Origin of the sequence: Enterobacter cloacae complex sp. (assembly GCF_900322725.1) — a bacterium.
Classification (GTDB): Bacteria; Pseudomonadota; Gammaproteobacteria; order Enterobacterales; family Enterobacteriaceae; genus Enterobacter; species Enterobacter quasihormaechei.
The window spans coordinates 4481939-4495478 of record NZ_LT991957.1; the positions used below are offsets into that span (position 1 = coordinate 4481939).

Genomic DNA, 13540 nt, shown 5'->3' on the forward strand with positions numbered 1-13540 from the left:
ATTCCCTTCGCAAAGCGCTCCTATCGTTGTGATATCAGGTCAGTCAGTTTTTTCTGGCTGTTGCTTAAAGTCGCATTGAGATCTTTTTGTCCCACCGTCACGTTATGCACCATGGAACTGATAATGCCGGACCCGGTAACGTCTCCCATGCGGGTAAAGTTTTTGTCGCCCACGGCACCAAACACCTGGACGTTCGGGAACTGCGCAATCAGCTCATATGGCAGTTGACCAAAGGCCCTGATCACGTCGTTGTTTTTCCAGGAATCTGTGCCCACCACGAGTTTATTGACCGGTAGCGCGGCGCCCGGAGACATCATGACCCAGTCAGAGGCGTTCTGAGCCTGCTCCATCCAGGTGACAAATTTCTCGGCGGCCTGCGTTTCTTCTTCGGTCTGACCGGTGGTGATGGTCAATGAGGTAATCATGCCGTAGACGGCTGAGGATTTTTCCGTCGGGACCACGAAGCCCAGGTTGGCCGGCGAGCCATCTTTGTAGACCGCAGGCAGGATATAGGTGGAATACACGGCCATAGGCGCAGAGCCGTTCATGAAGGCGTCTTTGATCTCCATGACATCGTTCGAACCCGGCATTGTGGTCGCGGCCAGTGCCTTATAAAATGCCAGCGCTTTCGACATTTCAGGGGTATCGATTTCCACGTTGCCGTTTGCATCAAAGACGTTGGCGCCGCCCGACAAGGCAAACTGCGAGAAGGCCTGCTCGGTCATAACGCTTTCTGCGGTTGGAAGCGCAATACCGTAATGTTTTTTAGCCGGATCGTTGAGCGCCTGACTGGCTTTCAGCAGTTGCTCCCAGTTGTGCGGCTCTTCAATACCCGCGGCTCCGAGCGCATCTTTGTGATACCAGATGCCGGACAGCCAGGCGCTAACCGGCACCCCCGTCCATGCGCTGCCATCTTCCGTGCGAACCACACGTAAAATGCCGTCGTAAAATGTCTCTTCGCCCACCGACTTGATGGCGCGGCCGATGGCGTCACGATCCAGCAGTTGCTCTTTATCCATGACTTTGGCGTAATCATGGCTGATCTCAATCACCTCCGGCAGCGCACCGGTACGGGCCAGCGTAATGACCTTGGTGTTGTAGGCATCTTCTTCAACGGGTACCTGCTTCACCGTAATTGACGGGTTCTCTTTCTCGAATTTCTCGATCAGTTTCGTTATCACCGCCTGGCGTTCCTGTTCCACCGACGAGTGCATAAACTCAATGGTGACCTGAGATGCTTTATCGTCCTTACAGCCTGATAACAGGGCGCACGAAACCAGTGCTGATAACAGCACAATTTTGGGCATTTTCATTTTAGGGTCCTTTTTAGTTTTCTTTAATCCACATTACCTGCCATGGATTGAGGGTCAGATCCGTACCGCTAATATGTTGTCCTGATAGTAATTCCTTACCAGATAGCGTTTGCTCATAAACGGTCTGCATTTTATTGCTAAAATTAAATAATGCTGTAATACGTTCGCCATTTTCAGCAACGCGGATAATTTTAAGAATTTGTTCACCCACTGCGTCGAAAACAGCCTGACTGTCTGGATGGAATGCACTTTCCCCGCGACGAATAGCGATAAGCTCACTCAAACGAGAATAAATTTGAGAACGAATACTCTTCTTATTATTCAGTTCGCTATCGACCTGCCCCGCCGTGTATTTTTTCCGGTTAATCGCGCGGTTATAGCCAAGGCGTTCAACACCTTCATAATCGTTACGCGAACCAAGAATGCTCTGAATATAAACGGCCGGTACACCTGGAAAACTTAACAACACGGCATGCGCGAGGATGAACCGGGCAATACGCTCATCATCTGAACTGTCTTGTAAACTTAAGGCATCAAGATAGGTGACATTAATTTCGTAGGGGCTTCGCGTTCCATCAGGGTTATTTTTCCAGTTGACCAGCGCGCCTTCCTGCTGAAGCTTCTCGACCAGCGAGAGGATCTCTGATTCCGGAAGAATGCCGCGCAGCGGGTTCAAACCGATACCATCATGCGAGGCCAGGAAGTTAAACCAGGTGGTGTGTGTTGAAGGCAGCGCCAGCGACCCCGCCCACTGGCTGAGGGCTTTAACGTCCTGACAATGAACGGCATGCAGCACCAGCGGAGGTAAGGAGAACTGATAGACCATCTGGGCTTCATTTTCACCATCACCGAAGTAAGAGATATTGTCTTTGTGCGGAACATTTGTCTCAGTGATGATCACCGTTCCGGGTGCAACGGCATCCGTAATGGCGCGGAATAACTGGATGAGGCAATGGGTTTGTTCCAGATGGATGCAGCTTGTTCCAGGGATCTTCCACATAAACCCGACCGCATCCAGTCGGATGTAACGCGCCCCTTCTGCAAGGTAATGGAGCAGTACGTCCACCATGGCAATCAGCACCTGCGGCGAGGCAAAGTTGAGGTCGATCTGGTCTTCACTGAATGTGGTCCACAGATGACGAACGCTGCCATCATGCAGCGTAAACGGCGTCAGCAGCGGCAAGGCACGTGGACGCGTCACTGCGGATAAATCGGTTTCGGGGTCGACTGAAATAAAGAAATCTTCATAGCCGGGCTTCTGCGCCAGATAATGAGCAAACCATTCGCTTTTCGCTGACATATGGTTGCAAACGAAGTCAAACATTAAGCTGGCTGACTGTTTTAATTCCGCGACATCCTGCCAGGTACCCGTTTCAGGTGCAACGTTGTGATAATCGATAACGGAAAATCCATCGTCTGACGACCACGGATAAAAAGGTAAAAGATGGACATGGGAAAACGTGCTAGAAAGCCATTCATTATAGAACCGGGTAAATACCGGCAATGCTTTCTCCCCTTTCGCGGAGAACTGATCGGCATAGGTAATCAGAACAACGTCTTTTTCATCCCAGCCTGACTTACGCTTTTCCGTAATATTAACCGCCGCCTGTTCAAGCTTCGTTAATAACACGTTCAGGTGTGCATCTGAAAATGATTCACCGTAAATATGATTGATGATTTTTTTAATTTTTGCGTTCACTTTATTTTCCATGGTAGCGGTCCCACGGACTGGCAATCTACTCCCATGAAAAATATCTGTCAACGCACCTGTGGGCTGAAAAAGGAATTCTCAAAGCAGCGCAACGCAGTAATGTGAGCTGCCGCAAAGAACGAGAAAAAGCAGAGGGGAAATTCATGCCCTCTCTCTGAGCGAGAAAGGGCTTTTGCGCAAGGGATTAGCGTGAAAGGTAGCGGCGGGAAACGCGTTTCGCCAGTTTCTTTAATAGCGGCTCCAGTGCGACCGCCAGCACCATTCTGACCGGCTTACGGGCAACAGACTTGATCGCCCAGCCCGCCACACCCGCCGGACCATAACGTAACGCCGTCATCAGAACCAGTTTACCTGCGATTTTCAGGCCGGGTTTTACCTTCTGACCGGCCTGTTGCCAGTTTTGTTTCATGTATGTTCTCTCTTAAAGCTGACGAAAACGACTTCTCAGCGTAAAGGTATCGGAGGTGACGTAACGTTCCATCTCGCGCAATCGCTTCTCCCCTGCGCTCAGCTGCTCGTCTACCGCATTGAGGAGATCGCTGCTGGTAGGCGTGTTCTCTGCATCCAGTTCACCGTCCGGCATAGGATCGAGTACAAACGACAGAATGACGTATGCCACCAGAGTAATAAAGGCCAGGCCAAAGAAAATCGACAATACGGTGACCACGCGCACCAGTTTTACCGGGACATCCAGATAGTGTGCCAGCCCGGCGCAAACGCCCCGTACCGTGCCCTGCTGTGGAATGCGCCACAGTTTTTTATTCAGATTCAGTCCAGCCATTAACGCTCCCTCCAGTTCGGGTGTTCCGCATCCAGGATAGATTCCAGCGCCTGAATACGTTCGCGCATTTTGTTTGCCTCAGCAGAGAGCTGCGCCAGCCGCTGCTGTTCACTCTGCGACAGCTCACCGCGTGAAGTGCGGTTGCTGTAGTGCAGCCATAACCAGATGGGCAGAACAAACAGCACAAAAATTGTCAGGGGTATTGCCAGAAAAAGCGCGCTCATGTGTACTCCTTGTCTTGCGATGCGGCACGCTCAGGTGCCGCAGGAATTATTATTGATTATCTTGTTTCATTTTGGCTTTCAGCGCAGCCAGCTGCTCGCTAATTTCATCATCGGCTTTCAGGTCAGCAAACTGCTGATCGAGGGTTTTCTGCTTACCGATGCTGTGGCTTTCGGCTTCCGCTTCCATGTGGTCGATACGGCGTTCAAACGATTCGAAACGCGCCATCGCTTCATCCAGTTTGCCGCTGTCCAGCTGGCGACGCACGTCGCGGGACGAGCTTGCAGCCTGATGGCGCAGCGCCAGCGCCTGTTGACGCGCACGGGTTTCGCTGAGTTTATTTTCAAGCTCACCGATCTCTTTCTTCATGCGGGTCAGGGTATCATCCACCAGCGTCACTTCATGTTCCAGCGTGGCAACCATCTCGGTCAGCTTCTGCTTCTCAATCAGCGCAGCGCGGGCCAAATCTTCTTTATCTTTGCGCAGCGCCAGTTCAGCTTTTTCCTGCCACTCGTTGAGCTGGGCAGTCGCCTGCTCGATACGACGCGTTAACTGCTTTTTCTCTGCCAGCGCGCGGGCGGAGGTGGAGCGTACTTCAACCAGCGTGTCTTCCATTTCCTGAATCATCAGGCGCACCAGCTTCTGCGGATCTTCCGCTTTCTCCAGCAGCGAGTTGATGTTGGCGTTCACGATGTCGGCAAAACGAGAAAAAATACCCATAATTCAATCCTCATAGTTCTGTTATCGGGCGATGCCCTGCTGTGTAGTAAATACAATTCCCGTGCCAACTTTTTATCTTATTGATTTTACTGAATCTGATTGATATTTACCCAGCCAGAGACTATTCTCACCTGGTGAATATCACTAAGGAGTGGTTAATTTCATCATGGCTGAATACAAAGACAATTTGCTTGGCGAAGCGAATAGCTTTTTGGAAGTGCTTGAACAGGTGTCACGCCTCGCGCCGCTGAATAAACCGGTGCTAATCATCGGGGAACGTGGAACCGGTAAAGAACTCATTGCTAATCGCCTGCACTTTCTGTCTGGCCGCTGGGACGGTCCCTTTATTTCGCTTAACTGCGCGGCACTGAATGAAAATCTGCTCGATACGGAGCTTTTCGGTCATGAAGCCGGCGCCTTTACCGGCGCACAAAAACGCCATCCCGGCCGTTTTGAGCGCGCCGATGGCGGAACGCTTTTCCTCGACGAGCTGGCCACCGCGCCGATGCTGGTGCAGGAAAAGCTGCTGCGCGTCATAGAGTATGGCGAACTGGAACGCGTTGGCGGTAGTCAGCCGCTCCAGGTCAACGTTCGCCTGGTGTGCGCCACTAACGCCGATCTGCCCGCGATGGTGGCAGAGGACAAATTCCGCGCCGACCTGCTGGACAGGCTGGCTTTCGATGTCGTTCAGCTGCCGCCGCTGCGGGAGCGACGTAGCGATATCATGCTGCTGGCCGATCAGTTTGCCATTCAGATGTGCCGGGAACTGGGCCTGCCGCTCTTTCCGGGCTTTAGCGAACAGGCCACCGAGACCCTGCTCGGTTACCACTGGCCGGGAAATATTCGTGAACTCAAAAACGTGGTGGAACGGTCCGTTTACCGTCATGGCAGCAGCGAGTCCGAGCTGGACAACATTATACTCGATCCGTTTCGGCGCGAGGTTAAACAGGCCCCTGCCCCTGCCCCGGCAGCGCGCCAGCAGGGTCCGGCGTTGCCGCTCGATTTACGCCAGTTCCAGCATCAGCAGGAGCAGCAGCTGCTCGAGCAGAGCCTGAAAGAGGCGAAATATAATAAGAAACGGGCGGCTGAACTGCTGGGTCTGACCTACCATCAGTTAAGGGCATTGCTCAAAAAACATCAAATGCGCTGACATTATCAGCACTTACCCCCAGACATTTTTACGAAGCAGGCGTAAGTGCGATACACTTTGCAGATCGAATCTAAAAACCTTAAAAACTATGCGCCTGGTTTTATCGTCCCTGTTTGCACTCGGTCTGTTCAGCAATCTGGCCTTTGCTGCGCCCGATCGCGCTGTGCCCCCTGATATCCGTGAGAGCGGTTTCGTCTATTGCGTCAGCGGACAAGTTGATACCTTTAATCCGCAAAAGGCCGGGAGCGGCCTGATTGTTGATACGCTGGCCGCACAGCTCTACGATCGCCTGCTCGACGTCGATCCTTATACCTATCGGCTGGTTCCGGAGCTTGCCGAAAGCTGGGAAGTGATGGATAACGGCGCCACGTACCGCTTCCGTCTACGCGATGATGTTGCTTTTCAGCACACCCCGTGGTTTACGCCAACCCGCAAGCTCAACGCGGATGACGTGGTTTTCACCTTCCAGCGCATCTTCAACCGCAATCATCCCTGGCATAACGTCAACGGCAGTAACTTCCCCTATTTCGACAGTCTGCAATTCGCGGACACGGTCAAAAGCGTGCGCAAGCTGGATAACCGCACCGTTGAGTTTCGCCTGACGCACCCGGACGCCTCCTTCCTCTGGCACCTGGCGACGCACTACGCCTCCGTCATGTCAGCGGAGTACGCGGATCAGCTGACGAAAAAGGATCGTCAGGAACGCCTCGATCGTGAGCCCGTGGGCACAGGGCCGTTCCAGCTGGCTGAGTACCGCGCCGGACAATACATTCGCCTGCAACGTCACGATAATTTCTGGCGCGGCAAACCGCTGATGCCGCAGGTTATCGTTGATCTGGGATCAGGAGGAACTGGCCGCCTCTCCAAACTGCTGACCGGCGAGTGCGACGTCCTTGCGTGGCCGGCGGCCAGCCAGTTAACGATTTTGCGCGACGACCCCCGCCTGCGCCTGACTCTGCGCCCGGGGATGAACATCGCTTATCTGGCATTTAACACCGATAAGCCGCCGCTGAATAATCCGGCCGTGCGCCATGCGCTGGCGTTGGCGATCAACAATCAGCGTCTGATGCAGTCGATTTACTACGGTACCGCGGAAACCGCCGCCTCGATTCTGCCGCGTGCCTCATGGGCCTATGACGGCGAGGCGAAGATCACGGAATATAATCCGGCCAAAGCGCGCGAACAGCTTAAAGCGCTGGGGGCAGAAAACCTGACGCTACAGCTTTGGGTGCCTACCAGCTCTCAGGCGTGGAACCCCAGCCCGCTGAAAACCGCCGAGCTGTTGCAGGCAGATATGGCGCAGGTGGGCGTTAAGGTGATCATCGTTCCGGTCGAGGGCCGTTTCCAGGAGGCGCGTCTGATGGACATGAACCACGACTTAACGCTGGCTGGCTGGTCTACCGACAGTAACGATCCGGACAGCTTCTTCCGTCCGCTACTGAGCTGTGCGGCGATAAATTCCCAGACCAACTACGCCCACTGGTGTAACCGTGAATTTGATGCCGTGCTGCAAAAAGCGCTGGCTTCTCAGCAGCTTGCGTCACGCATTGAAGCCTACGATGAGGCGCAAAATATTCTGGCCAGAGAGCTTCCCGTATTGCCGCTTGCCTCATCCCTGCGCCTTCAGGCCTACCGTTACGATATTAAAGGGCTGGTACTTAGCCCGTTTGGTAACGCCTCCTTCGCGGGCGTGACCCGTGAGAAAGAGCAAGAGGTGAAAAAGCCATGATTATCTTTACCTTGCGTCGGCTGCTGTTACTGCTGGTCACACTGTTCCTACTGACCTTTGTCGGCTTTAGCCTTAGCTACTTTACGCCGCACGCTCCGCTTCAGGGCTCATCCCTCTGGGACGCCTGGCTGTTCTGGTTTAACGGGCTGCTGCACTGGGATTTTGGCGTGTCCAGCATCAACGGACAGCTCATCTCCGAGCAGCTTAAGGTGGTGTTCCCGGCCACCATGGAGCTGTGTATACTCGCCTTCGGCTTTGCCCTTATGGTGGGGATCCCGGTGGGGATGCTGGCGGGAATTTATCGCAATAAATGGCAGGATAAATTCATCAGCGCGCTTGCCTTAATTGGCTTCTCTATCCCAGTCTTCTGGCTGGCGCTGCTGCTAACCCTTTTCTTCTCATTGACGCTGGGCTGGTTGCCGGTGTCGGGGCGTTTTGATCTGCTGTATAACGTGCAAACGGTGAGCGGCTTCGCCATCGTTGACGCCTGGCTTTCTGATTCAGTCTGGCGCGACGAAATGATCGTAAGCGCGTTGCGCCACATGGTGCTGCCGGTGCTCACGCTGGCCGTCGCGCCCACCACCGAAGTGATCCGCCTGATGCGTATCAGCACCATCGAAGTCTTCGAGCAAAACTATGTTAAAGCCGCGGCCACGCGCGGGCTGTCTCGTCTGACGATTTTGCGCCGCCACGTGCTGCACAATGCATTGCCGCCGGTGATCCCCCGTCTTGGGCTGCAATTCTCAACCATGCTGACGCTGGCGATGATCACCGAGATGGTCTTCAGCTGGCCGGGCCTTGGGCGCTGGATGATCAACGCGATTCGCCAGCAGGACTATGCGGCTATCTCCGCCGGCGTGATGGTGATTGGCTCACTGGTTATTATTGTTAACGTTGTTTCCGATATTTTGGGTGCCATGGCCAACCCGTTGAAGCATAAGGAATGGTATGCCTTACGATAACGTCTACAGCGAAAAGCGCACGCCCGGTGCGCTACGTACCGTGTGGCGTAATTTTTACGGCGACACCACGGCAATGATCGGCTTTTACGGCTGCATTGGCCTCGTGTTGCTGTGCGTTTTGGGTTCGTGGTTTGCGCCGTATGGCATCGATCAACAGTTCCTTGGTTACCAGCTTTTACCGCCGTCATGGTCGCGCTACGGGGAGGTTTCTTTCTTCCTCGGTACTGACGATCTCGGACGCGACGTGCTAAGCCGTCTGCTGAGCGGCGCGGCCCCCACGGTGGGCGGCGCATTTGTGGTGACGCTTGCCGCGGCGATCTGCGGCCTGGCGCTGGGTATTTTTGCCGGATCAACCCACGGGCTGCGCTCAGCCGTGCTTAACCATATTCTGGATACCCTGCTCTCTATTCCTTCGCTGCTGCTGGCGATAATCGTCGTGGCCTTCGCGGGGCCGCACCTGACGCACGCGATGTTTGCCGTCTGGCTGGCGATTCTGCCGCGCATGGTGCGCTCGGTTTACAGCCTGGTTCATGACGAACTGGAGAAAGAGTATGTCGTCGCCGCCCGTCTGGACGGTGCCACCACGTTCAATATTCTGTGGTTTGCCGTGCTGCCTAATATTGCCGCCGGGCTGGTGACGGAGATCACCCGCGCCCTGTCGATGGCGATTCTGGATATCGCGGCGCTGGGCTTCCTTGACCTGGGCGCGCAGCTCCCTTCTCCGGAATGGGGCGCTATGCTCGGCGATGCGCTGGAGCTGATTTACGTTGCGCCGTGGACGGTCATGCTGCCGGGCGCAGCCATTATGGTGAGCGTTCTGCTTATCAATCTGCTGGGCGACGGGATCCGCCGCGCAATCAATGCGGGGGTGCAATAATGCCGTTACTTGATATCCGCAACCTCACCATCGAAATCAAAACGGGTGAAGGCTGGGTTAAAGCCGTGGATCGCATCAGCATTACCCTTGCAGAAGGCGAAATCCGCGGTCTGGTGGGCGAATCGGGTTCAGGTAAAAGCCTGATCGCCAAAGCCATTTGCGGCGTGTCGAAAGACAACTGGCGCGTCACAGCCGACCGTATGCGCTTCGACGACATCGATCTGTTGCGTCTCTCACCCCGCGAACGCCGCAAGCTGGTGGGCCATAACGTCTCGATGATTTTCCAGGAGCCGCAATCCTGTCTTGACCCGTCCGAGCGCGTGGGCAAACAGCTGATGCAGAACATCCCCGGCTGGACCTATAAAGGCCGCTGGTGGCAGCGTTTCGGCTGGCGTAAGCGCCGTGCCGTTGAGCTATTGCACCGCGTCGGGATCAAAGATCATAAAGACGCAATGCGCAGCTTTCCGTATGAACTGACCGACGGTGAATGCCAGAAAGTGATGATAGCTATCGCCCTGGCCAATCAGCCGCGTCTGCTGATTGCGGATGAACCCACGAACGCGATGGAGCCAACGACCCAGGCGCAGATTTTCCGCCTTCTTACGCGTCTGAATCAGAATAACAACACCACCATTTTGCTGATCAGCCATGACCTGCAAATGCTCAGCAAGTGGGCGGATAAAATTGACGTGATGTATTGCGGACAGACGGTAGAAACCGCGCCAAGTGAAGACCTGGTGACGACGCCGCATCATCCCTACACGCAGGCGCTGATTCGGGCGATCCCTGACTTTGGCAGCGCGATGCCGCATAAGAGCCGTCTGAATACCCTGCCCGGCGCGATCCCGCTGCTGGAGTCGCTGCCCATTGGCTGCCGTTTGGGTCCGCGTTGCCCGTATGCTCAGCGTAAATGTATTGAAACACCGCGCCTGACAGGGCCGAAAAACCATCTGTTTGCCTGTCATTTCCCGCTGAACATGGAGAGAGAGTGAAATGGTCGAAACCTTACTGGAAGTGCGTAACCTGAGTAAGACCTTTCGCTATCGTACAGGCCTGTTTCACCGTCAGACCGTCGAGGCGGTTAAACCGCTGAGCTTCACGCTGCGCGAAAAGCAGACGCTGGCGATTATCGGTGAAAATGGTTCGGGCAAATCGACCCTCGCAAAAATGCTCGCGGGCATGGTAGAGCCGAGCGGCGGTGAAATACTGATTGACGATCATCCTCTGGAATTTGGTGACTACTCTTTCCGCAGTCAGCGCATCCGGATGATTTTTCAGGATCCGTCGACATCCCTCAACCCGCGCCAGCGTATTTCGCAGATCCTGGACTTCCCGCTGCGGTTGAATACCGACCTGGAGCCGGAAGCGCGTCGCAAACGGATTGTCGAAACACTGCGTCTGGTAGGCCTCCTGCCCGACCACGTGAGCTATTACCCCCACATGCTGGCTCCGGGCCAAAAGCAGCGTCTCGGTCTGGCCCGCGCGCTGATCCTGCGCCCGAAGGTGATTATCGCCGACGAAGCGCTGGCGTCGCTGGATATGTCGATGCGTTCGCAACTCATCAACCTGATGCTGGAGCTACAGGAAAAGCAGGGGATCTCGTATATCTACGTAACTCAGCACCTGGGCATGATGAAGCACATCAGCGATCAGGTGCTGGTGATGCACCAGGGTGAAGTGGTTGAGCGCGGCAGTACCGCTGACGTGCTGGCCTCCCCGCTCCACGACCTGACAAAACGCCTGATTGCCGGACACTTTGGTGAAGCGTTGACGGCGGACGCGTGGCGGAAAGATCGTTAGCCGTTGCGTAACCCGCTTGCCAGCAGAGTAAACACCCCAATAGCATGCGGCAGCGCCTTCTGCGGCTCATCGCTCGCGGCAATCATCAGGGCAGCATTCAGCGCAGCGCCGTTTAGCAAATGGGCTGCGACTTTTGCATCCATTTTTTTAAGCACGTTGCGTTCGATTAATGTTTCAATGGTCCGGCGGGTCGACTCAAGACAGCTGTTCTGGCTGGGCCATTGCGCCGGATCGCCCAGTACGGCCGGGCCGTCAAGCAGCACAATGCGCTGAACTTCCGGAACGAGCGCCATGTTGATGTAGGCGATACCTTCCGCCAGCAGTCGCTCCCAGTCATCGTCTGCGGCCGCGGCAACGGCTTTCGCGTTAGCCGCCATTTCGCTGTCTATCTGCGCGACTACCGCCGCCAGTAATCCTTTCTTATCGGTAAAATTATGATACAGCGCGCCGCGCGTTAACCCCACGCTTGCCGTCAGTTCATCCATCGACGCTGCGGCATAGCCTTTTTCAGCAAAAGCCTTCCGCGCCGCCTGAATCATTTTTTCGCGATTTTCCTGAGCCGTTTCAGCACGACGTTTCGTAGCCATAGAACTTCCTATAAAAGCGGTATTTTTAATTTGACATACGCGGCGTATGTGAATTACCTTTTTTTCACATACATCGCGTATGTTACTTCTCTTAAGTAACCACAACAACACCTCTGACAGAAAAGGAAATGCCATGCCTACACGTAATCCTGTCTTCCCTGCCAGTCGACATGCCCTTTATGAGGAGCATGGCTATTCGGCTGCCATTCGCTCTGGCGATCTGTTATTTGTTTCCGGTCAGGTCGGCAGCCGCAGCGATGGCACGCCTGAACCTGACTTCGCCGCTCAGGTGCAACTCGCATTCGATAATTTACAGGCGACTCTGGCCGCCGCAGGATGCACGTTTGACGATCTGATTGATGTCACGACGTTTCATACCGATCCTGAAAATCAGTTCCCCGTCATCATGGAGGCGAAAAAACGGGCCTTTCCGCAGCCACCTTACCCCAACTGGACGGCTATCGGCGTTAACTGGCTGGCCGGATTTGATTTTGAAATTAAGGTTATTGCCCGAATCCCCTCGCCAGCGAATGAATATCCACCCCTATAAGCGTGAAGGCCAGCTTCTGGTTGGATGAGGCGAACCCAGCCCCCGGTGATATACTGCTGGAATACGCACGAAACAGCCTGATGAAGCGTCAGTTCAACGTCTTCCATGAGCCCAGTCAACGCCCTGAAGCGAGAAATATCGTGACACAAGGGGCTGTGAGTGGGCTATAATTTCGAGCTAATTTCGAATGATTTTGAAATACTGCCTGTAACGCTATGAATTACAAGGCAAAATAAGCAATGAATATAAGGATTAAAGCTATGGGTTTTCTTTCCGGTAAGCGCATTCTGGTGACTGGCGTTGCCAGCAAACTGTCCATCGCATACGGCATCGCACAGGCTATGCATCGCGAAGGCGCTGAGCTGGCGTTCACCTACCAGAACGACAAGCTGAAAGGCCGTGTTGAAGAATTTGCCGCGCAGCTGGGTTCCAGCATTGTTCTGGAATGTGACGTTGCACAAGACGAAAGCATTGATGGCATGTTTGCTGAACTGGCAAAAGCATGGCCGAAATTCGACGGTTTTGTTCACTCCATCGGCTTCGCTCCAGGCGATCAGCTGGACGGCGACTACGTGAACGCGGTTACCCGTGATGGCTTCAAAATCGCGCACGATATCAGCTCTTACAGCTTTGTTGCGATGGCAAAATCCTGCCGCGCAATGCTGAACCCGGGCGCAGCCCTGCTGACCCTGTCCTACCTGGGCGCAGAACGTGCTATCCCTAACTACAACGTGATGGGTCTGGCGAAAGCGTCTCTGGAAGCCAACGTTCGCTACATGGCGAACGCAATGGGTCCTGAAGGCGTGCGTGTTAACGCCATTTCTGCGGGTCCAATCCGTACCCTGGCCGCTTCCGGCATCAAAGATTTCCGTAAAATGCTGGCACACTGCGAAGCGGTTACCCCGATTCGTCGTACCGTTACCATTGAAGATGTGGGTAACTCTGCGGCATTCCTGTGCTCTGACCTTTCCGCGGGTATCTCCGGCGAAGTGGTTCACGTTGACGGCGGCTTCAACATCGCTGCAATGAACGAGCTGGAAATCAAATAAGCCTGTAACTCTCTTCCCGCCAGGGGAGAGAGTTTTCTCCCTCCCCGCACGTCGTTATTCCGTTCTGCTATTTGTTATCACCTAACAAT

At 54.4% G+C, this 13540-nt stretch carries 15 protein-coding genes; 8 read left to right on the forward strand and 7 right to left on the reverse strand.

Annotation, left to right across the window (positions count from 1 at the left end; all coding sequences use genetic code 11):
- Positions 1-20: 20 nt before the first annotated feature.
- The 6 genes from DBR02_RS21965 to pspA form a co-directional block, all read right to left on the reverse strand.
- Entirely contained in the window at positions 21-1313 is a 1293-nt protein-coding gene (locus DBR02_RS21965) for an ABC transporter substrate-binding protein (RefSeq protein ID WP_107535460.1), read from the reverse strand.
- 13 nt (positions 1314-1326) lie between these two features.
- Positions 1327-3024 (reverse strand): sugar phosphorylase, encoded by a 1698-nt coding sequence (locus DBR02_RS21970; protein WP_107535461.1) that lies wholly within the window; start codon positions 3022-3024, stop codon positions 1327-1329.
- Positions 3025-3208: 184 nt separating this feature from the next.
- Positions 3209-3433, reverse strand: a complete 225-nt coding sequence (gene pspD, locus DBR02_RS21975; protein WP_063866575.1) for a phage shock protein PspD — start codon at positions 3431-3433, stop codon at positions 3209-3211.
- A 12-nt stretch (positions 3434-3445) separates the two neighbouring features.
- Positions 3446-3805: an envelope stress response membrane protein PspC gene (gene pspC, locus DBR02_RS21980; protein WP_107535462.1), complete on the reverse strand. Its 360-nt coding sequence runs from the start codon at positions 3803-3805 to the stop codon at positions 3446-3448.
- Positions 3805-4029, reverse strand: coding sequence for an envelope stress response membrane protein PspB (gene pspB, locus DBR02_RS21985; protein WP_107535463.1), 225 nt, complete (start codon positions 4027-4029; stop codon positions 3805-3807). Before pspB ends, pspC begins: the two co-directional genes overlap by 1 nt.
- Before the next feature lie 49 nt (positions 4030-4078).
- On the reverse strand, positions 4079-4747 hold the full coding sequence (gene pspA, locus DBR02_RS21990) for a phage shock protein PspA (protein WP_063452293.1): 669 nt from the start codon (positions 4745-4747) through the stop codon (positions 4079-4081).
- A 166-nt stretch (positions 4748-4913) separates the two neighbouring features.
- Between pspA and pspF the strand changes: the two genes are divergently transcribed.
- The 6 genes from pspF (at position 4914) to sapF (ending at position 11265) form a co-directional block, all read left to right on the forward strand.
- Positions 4914-5897: a phage shock protein operon transcriptional activator gene (pspF, locus tag DBR02_RS21995; protein WP_107535464.1), complete on the forward strand. Its 984-nt coding sequence runs from the start codon at positions 4914-4916 to the stop codon at positions 5895-5897.
- An 88-nt stretch (positions 5898-5985) separates the two neighbouring features.
- A complete protein-coding gene (gene sapA, locus DBR02_RS22000) occupies positions 5986-7626 on the forward strand; it encodes an ABC transporter substrate-binding protein SapA (protein ID WP_107535465.1) in 1641 nt (546 codons plus the stop codon).
- Complete coding sequence (gene sapB, locus DBR02_RS22005) at positions 7623-8588, forward strand: putrescine export ABC transporter permease SapB (protein ID WP_063452290.1); 966 nt, start codon at positions 7623-7625, stop codon at positions 8586-8588. The genes sapA and sapB overlap by 4 nt, the downstream gene beginning before the upstream one ends.
- Positions 8575-9465, forward strand: a complete 891-nt coding sequence (gene sapC / locus DBR02_RS22010) for a putrescine export ABC transporter permease SapC (protein ID WP_063452289.1) — start codon at positions 8575-8577, stop codon at positions 9463-9465. Before sapB ends, sapC begins: the two co-directional genes overlap by 14 nt.
- Positions 9465-10457, forward strand: a complete 993-nt coding sequence (sapD, locus tag DBR02_RS22015; protein ID WP_063866571.1) for a putrescine export ABC transporter ATP-binding protein SapD — start codon at positions 9465-9467, stop codon at positions 10455-10457. The genes sapC and sapD overlap by 1 nt, the downstream gene beginning before the upstream one ends.
- Position 10458: 1 nt before the next feature.
- Positions 10459-11265, forward strand: a complete 807-nt coding sequence (gene sapF / locus DBR02_RS22020; protein ID WP_003856838.1) for a putrescine export ABC transporter ATP-binding protein SapF — start codon at positions 10459-10461, stop codon at positions 11263-11265.
- Here the strand turns inward: sapF and DBR02_RS22025 are convergent.
- On the reverse strand, positions 11262-11852 hold the full coding sequence (locus DBR02_RS22025) for a TetR/AcrR family transcriptional regulator (protein ID WP_107535466.1): 591 nt from the start codon (positions 11850-11852) through the stop codon (positions 11262-11264). The two genes, sapF and DBR02_RS22025, sit on opposite strands and share 4 nt — an antisense overlap.
- A 133-nt stretch (positions 11853-11985) precedes the next feature.
- Between DBR02_RS22025 and DBR02_RS22030 the strand changes: the two genes are divergently transcribed.
- Together DBR02_RS22030 and fabI are read left to right on the forward strand one after the other, a co-directional pair.
- Entirely contained in the window at positions 11986-12402 is a 417-nt protein-coding gene (locus DBR02_RS22030) for a RidA family protein (RefSeq protein ID WP_107535467.1), read from the forward strand.
- Between the two features lie 260 nt (positions 12403-12662).
- Positions 12663-13451 carry an enoyl-ACP reductase FabI gene (gene fabI / locus DBR02_RS22035; protein WP_003856831.1) on the forward strand — a complete coding sequence of 263 codons (789 nt, stop codon included), beginning with the start codon at positions 12663-12665 and terminating at the stop codon, positions 13449-13451.
- Positions 13452-13540 lie beyond the last annotated feature (89 nt).

Excerpts from the sequence above, each read along its gene's own strand:
- sapF (WP_003856838.1), top strand. The coding sequence starts at position 10,459 with ATGGTCGAAACCTTACTGGAAGTGCGTAACCTGAGTAAGACCTTTCGC.
- pspF (WP_107535464.1), top strand. The coding sequence starts at position 4,914 with ATGGCTGAATACAAAGACAATTTGCTTGGCGAAGCGAATAGCTTTTTG.
- fabI (WP_003856831.1), top strand. The coding sequence starts at position 12,663 with ATGGGTTTTCTTTCCGGTAAGCGCATTCTGGTGACTGGCGTTGCCAGC.
- sapC (WP_063452289.1), top strand. The coding sequence starts at position 8,575 with ATGCCTTACGATAACGTCTACAGCGAAAAGCGCACGCCCGGTGCGCTA.
- DBR02_RS21970 (WP_107535461.1), bottom strand. The coding sequence starts at position 3,024 with ATGGAAAATAAAGTGAACGCAAAAATTAAAAAAATCATCAATCATATT.
- pspB (WP_107535463.1), bottom strand. The coding sequence starts at position 4,029 with ATGAGCGCGCTTTTTCTGGCAATACCCCTGACAATTTTTGTGCTGTTT.
- DBR02_RS21965 (WP_107535460.1), bottom strand. The coding sequence starts at position 1,313 with ATGAAAATGCCCAAAATTGTGCTGTTATCAGCACTGGTTTCGTGCGCC.
- sapA (WP_107535465.1), top strand. The coding sequence starts at position 5,986 with ATGCGCCTGGTTTTATCGTCCCTGTTTGCACTCGGTCTGTTCAGCAAT.
- DBR02_RS22025 (WP_107535466.1), bottom strand. The coding sequence starts at position 11,852 with ATGGCTACGAAACGTCGTGCTGAAACGGCTCAGGAAAATCGCGAAAAA.
- pspD (WP_063866575.1), bottom strand. The coding sequence starts at position 3,433 with ATGAAACAAAACTGGCAACAGGCCGGTCAGAAGGTAAAACCCGGCCTG.
- DBR02_RS22030 (WP_107535467.1), top strand. The coding sequence starts at position 11,986 with ATGCCTACACGTAATCCTGTCTTCCCTGCCAGTCGACATGCCCTTTAT.
- sapB (WP_063452290.1), top strand. The coding sequence starts at position 7,623 with ATGATTATCTTTACCTTGCGTCGGCTGCTGTTACTGCTGGTCACACTG.
- pspC (WP_107535462.1), bottom strand. The coding sequence starts at position 3,805 with ATGGCTGGACTGAATCTGAATAAAAAACTGTGGCGCATTCCACAGCAG.
- sapD (WP_063866571.1), top strand. The coding sequence starts at position 9,465 with ATGCCGTTACTTGATATCCGCAACCTCACCATCGAAATCAAAACGGGT.
- pspA (WP_063452293.1), bottom strand. The coding sequence starts at position 4,747 with ATGGGTATTTTTTCTCGTTTTGCCGACATCGTGAACGCCAACATCAAC.